A 3,754-nucleotide genomic window follows, 5' to 3' on the forward strand; every position below is an offset into this window, starting at 1 on the left:
TACAACCGCGCTCGCCAAGCGGCGATTACGCAAGAAATTACGGAAATTGTCGCCGGAGCAAACGCCTTGCAATAGGGGACTAGCAAGTTAGGAGGGAAAACGATGACAAGAGGACGCGTTATCCAAGTCATGGGTCCGGTTGTAGACGTCAAGTTTGAGAACGGCCACTTGCCGGCGATCTACAACGCCCTGAAAATTCAACATAAAGCGCGCAACGAAAACGAAGTCGACATCGACTTGACATTGGAAGTCGCCTTGCACCTTGGCGATGACACGGTACGGACGATCGCGATGGCGTCCACAGACGGCCTCATCCGCGGCATGGAAGTCATCGATACCGGTGCACCGATTTCGGTGCCGGTCGGCGAGGTGACGCTTGGCCGCGTGTTCAACGTCTTGGGCGAGCCGATCGACTTGGAAGGCGACATTCCGGCTGACGCCCGACGCGACCCGATTCACCGCCCGGCGCCAAAATTCGAGGAATTGGCGACGGAAGTCGAAATTTTGGAAACGGGGATTAAAGTCGTTGACTTGCTTGCCCCGTATATTAAAGGCGGAAAAATCGGTTTGTTCGGCGGCGCTGGCGTAGGGAAAACGGTCTTGATCCAAGAACTGATCCACAACATCGCCCAAGAGCACGGCGGGATTTCCGTCTTCGCTGGCGTCGGCGAACGGACGCGCGAAGGAAACGACTTGTACCATGAAATGAAAGATTCCGGCGTCATCAGCAAAACGGCCATGGTGTTCGGGCAAATGAATGAGCCGCCGGGGGCGCGGATGCGCGTCGCCTTGACCGGCTTGACGATGGCCGAATACTTCCGTGATGAGCAAGGCCAAGACGTGTTGCTCTTTATCGATAACATCTTCCGTTTCACGCAAGCCGGTTCGGAAGTGTCGGCGCTGTTAGGCCGCATGCCGTCGGCCGTTGGTTACCAACCGACTTTGGCGACGGAGATGGGTCAATTGCAAGAGCGGATCACGTCGACGGCGAAAGGCTCGATCACCTCGATTCAAGCGATTTACGTCCCGGCCGACGACTATACGGACCCGGCTCCGGCCACGACGTTCTCGCACTTGGATGCGACGACGAACCTGGAGCGGAAGCTCGCGGAGATGGGGATTTATCCGGCCGTTGACCCGCTCGCTTCGACATCGCGTGCGTTGGCGCCGGAAATCGTCGGCGAGGAGCATTACCAAGTCGCCCGCAAAGTGCAGCAAACGCTGCAACGTTATAAAGAATTGCAAGACATCATCGCCATCTTGGGGATGGACGAACTGTCGGATGAAGACAAACTCGTCGTTCACCGCGCCCGCCGCATCCAGTTCTTCTTGTCGCAAAACTTCCATGTGGCGGAGCAGTTCACGGGCCAACCGGGCTCCTACGTGCCGGTGAAAGAAACGGTGCGCGGCTTTAAAGAAATTTTGGAAGGCAAATACGACCATCTTCCGGAAGATGCGTTCCGCTTAGTCGGCCGCATTGAAGAAGTGGTCGAAAAAGCGAAAGCGATGGGTGTCGAAGTGTGACCCGGGATAGGGGGATTGGACAATGAAAACGATCCACGTGAGCGTCGTTACTCCTGATGGCCCGGTGTACGAAGACGATGTTGAGATGGTAAGCGTCAAAGCGAAAAGCGGCGAGCTCGGCATTTTGCCGGGGCACATTCCGCTTGTCGCACCGCTCGAGATCAGCGCGGCCCGGCTGAAAAAAGACGGCAAAACGCAATACATTGCCGTCAGCGGCGGCTTTTTGGAAGTCCGCCCGGACAAAGTGACGATTTTGGCTCAAGCTGCTGAACGGGCGGAGGACATTGACGTCCTGCGCGCCAAAGCAGCGAAAGAGCGGGCGGAGCGCCGCCTGCAAAGCCAGCAGGATGACATCGACTTCAAGCGGGCCGAACTGGCGTTAAAACGCGCCATGAACCGTTTGAGCGTTGCGGAAATGAAATAAAAGCAGAGGAATAGCGATTCCTCTGCTTTTTTTAGTTTGGAAAAAACAAGGAAGAGAACGGCCAGGCAGAGGAGGGGTTGCTCCTCTGCTTTTTCGTCATTTGGCAGCGGATCGAACGTTCCTCTATATTTGCGCAATGAACTGCCGCGCTGGGTCTAGGCCTGTGCCGGTCGGTTCGTGCATGCCGGTGAGCGCCGCGTGGGCGCATTTTGCGGCTTGCTACAGTGTTGACAGGGATAATCCGAAGTTTTGCTGACACGGCTGGATATAAATGTTATAATGAAATAGAAGGAATTATTGAAAAATTTCATCATTAACACCATACGTATGTAGTAAACCGGAAGGGGGCGAGCTGGTTGAGCAACGTCTACGCCAACAGTTATTTGATCATCTTCGTCTTTCTTTGTCTCGGTGTGCTGCTGCCGATCGGGGCGCTCACGGCCGGGCGGTGGCTGCGGCCGCACGTGCCGGACGAGATGAAGGCGACAACTTATGAAAGCGGTAACAATCCCTTTCACGACTCGCGCGTTCAGTTCCAAGTTCGGTACTACCTATTTGCCTTGCTGTTTGTCATTTTCGATATCGAGACGATGTTTTTGTACCCGTGGGCTGTTGTCTATGACCAACTCGGCTTGTTCGCGTTAGTGGAAATGATCATTTTCATCGTTTTGCTTGCCATTGGCCTTATTTATGCTTGGAAAAAGAAGGTGTTACGATGGATGTGAAATGGGAGGGTTTTTCTGGCATCGAAATGGAAGAAGTGAAGCGAAACGTCTTTTTGACGACGTTGGAACAGTTGAAAGGATGGGCCCGAAGCAGTTCGCTTTGGCCGTTGACGTTCGGTCTTGCCTGTTGTGCCATCGAGATGATGGCGGTCGGCGGCGCCCATTACGACCTCGACCGGTTCGGTTCGTTTTTCCGCGCCTCGCCGCGGCAGGCGGACGTCATGATTGTCTCGGGCACGGTGACGAAAAAAATGGCGCCGCTCTTGCGCCGGTTGTATGACCAAATGCCCGAACCGAAATGGGTCATCGCCATGGGTTCGTGTGCGACAGCCGGCGGCCCGTACGTCAAATCGTACAGCGTCGTCAAAGGCGTCGACCAAATTGTCCCGGTGGACGTGTACATACCGGGCTGTCCGCCGAACCCGGCAGCGCTCATTTACGGCATTCATAAATTAAAAGAAAAAATCCGATTGGAAGCCAAAACGGGGAAGAAGGTGCTGTAACCGATGGATGAAGAAAAAGATTTGGCCCAGCGAAAAAAAGAGGCAGCCGAGCGGGCAAAACAGCTGGCGCGCGAACGGCTCGCGGCTAGGCAGGCAGATGAACAGGCCAAGTCAGCCGCCGAAACGGGCAGTTTGAAAACGCCCCCGAATTCGAATGACAGCCAGATCGAAACAACGAAGGGAGAGGCAACGGAACCGGCATCGGCCGACGATCTTGCATTGGCGAAAAAACGAGCAGCCGAGGAAGCGAGGGCGAAGGCGGCGGAACTGCGGAGACAGCGCGAGGCGGCTGCGTCCGGTGCGTCGACAGGGGACGACCTTGAGGCGGCGAAGCGGAAGGCGGCCGAGGAAGCACGGGCGAAGGCGGCGGAACTGCGGCGGCAACGCGAGGCGGCTGCGTCCGGTGCGTCGACAGGGGATGACCTTGAGGCGGCGAAGCGGAAGGCGGCCGAGGAAGCACGGGCGAAGGCGGCGGAACTGCGGAGACAGCGCGAGGCGGCTGCGTCCGGTGCGTCGACAGGGGATGACCTTGAGGCGGCGAAGAGAAAGGCGGCCGAGGAAGCACGGGCGAAGGCGGC

5 protein-coding genes and 1 pseudogene are annotated in these 3,754 nt (G+C 56.6%); all 6 read left to right on the forward strand.

Annotated elements, in window-relative coordinates:
• The coding region (locus BRO54_RS18450; RefSeq protein WP_139268092.1) for a F0F1 ATP synthase subunit gamma at positions 1–75 on the forward strand (75 nt) is incomplete at its 5' end.
• Between the two features lie 27 nt (positions 76–102).
• Positions 103–1,524, forward strand: a complete 1,422-nt coding sequence (atpD, locus tag BRO54_RS18455) for a F0F1 ATP synthase subunit beta (RefSeq protein WP_011232825.1) — start codon at positions 103–105, stop codon at positions 1,522–1,524.
• Positions 1,525–1,546: 22 nt separating this feature from the next.
• The gene (locus BRO54_RS18460; protein WP_044732826.1) at positions 1,547–1,948 is read left to right on the forward strand and encodes a F0F1 ATP synthase subunit epsilon; all 402 of its coding nucleotides are present in this window, start codon (positions 1,547–1,549) and stop codon (positions 1,946–1,948) included.
• A 356-nt stretch (positions 1,949–2,304) separates the two neighbouring features.
• The gene (locus tag BRO54_RS18465; RefSeq protein WP_074044826.1) at positions 2,305–2,673 is read left to right on the forward strand and encodes an NADH-quinone oxidoreductase subunit A; all 369 of its coding nucleotides are present in this window, start codon (positions 2,305–2,307) and stop codon (positions 2,671–2,673) included.
• A complete protein-coding gene (locus BRO54_RS18470; RefSeq protein WP_074044827.1) occupies positions 2,664–3,176 on the forward strand; it encodes a NuoB/complex I 20 kDa subunit family protein in 513 nt (170 codons plus the stop codon). The genes BRO54_RS18465 and BRO54_RS18470 overlap by 10 nt, the downstream gene beginning before the upstream one ends.
• A 3-nt stretch (positions 3,177–3,179) precedes the next feature.
• A pseudogene (locus BRO54_RS18475) lies at positions 3,180–3,754 on the forward strand (NADH-quinone oxidoreductase subunit C); the annotation flags it as partial.

Origin of the sequence: Geobacillus proteiniphilus (assembly GCF_001908025.1) — a bacterium.
Taxonomy (GTDB): domain Bacteria; phylum Bacillota; class Bacilli; order Bacillales; family Anoxybacillaceae; genus Geobacillus; species Geobacillus proteiniphilus.

Excerpts from the sequence above, each read along its gene's own strand:
- BRO54_RS18470 (WP_074044827.1), top strand. The coding sequence starts at position 2,664 with ATGGATGTGAAATGGGAGGGTTTTTCTGGCATCGAAATGGAAGAAGTG.
- BRO54_RS18460 (WP_044732826.1), top strand. The coding sequence starts at position 1,547 with ATGAAAACGATCCACGTGAGCGTCGTTACTCCTGATGGCCCGGTGTAC.
- atpD (WP_011232825.1), top strand. The coding sequence starts at position 103 with ATGACAAGAGGACGCGTTATCCAAGTCATGGGTCCGGTTGTAGACGTC.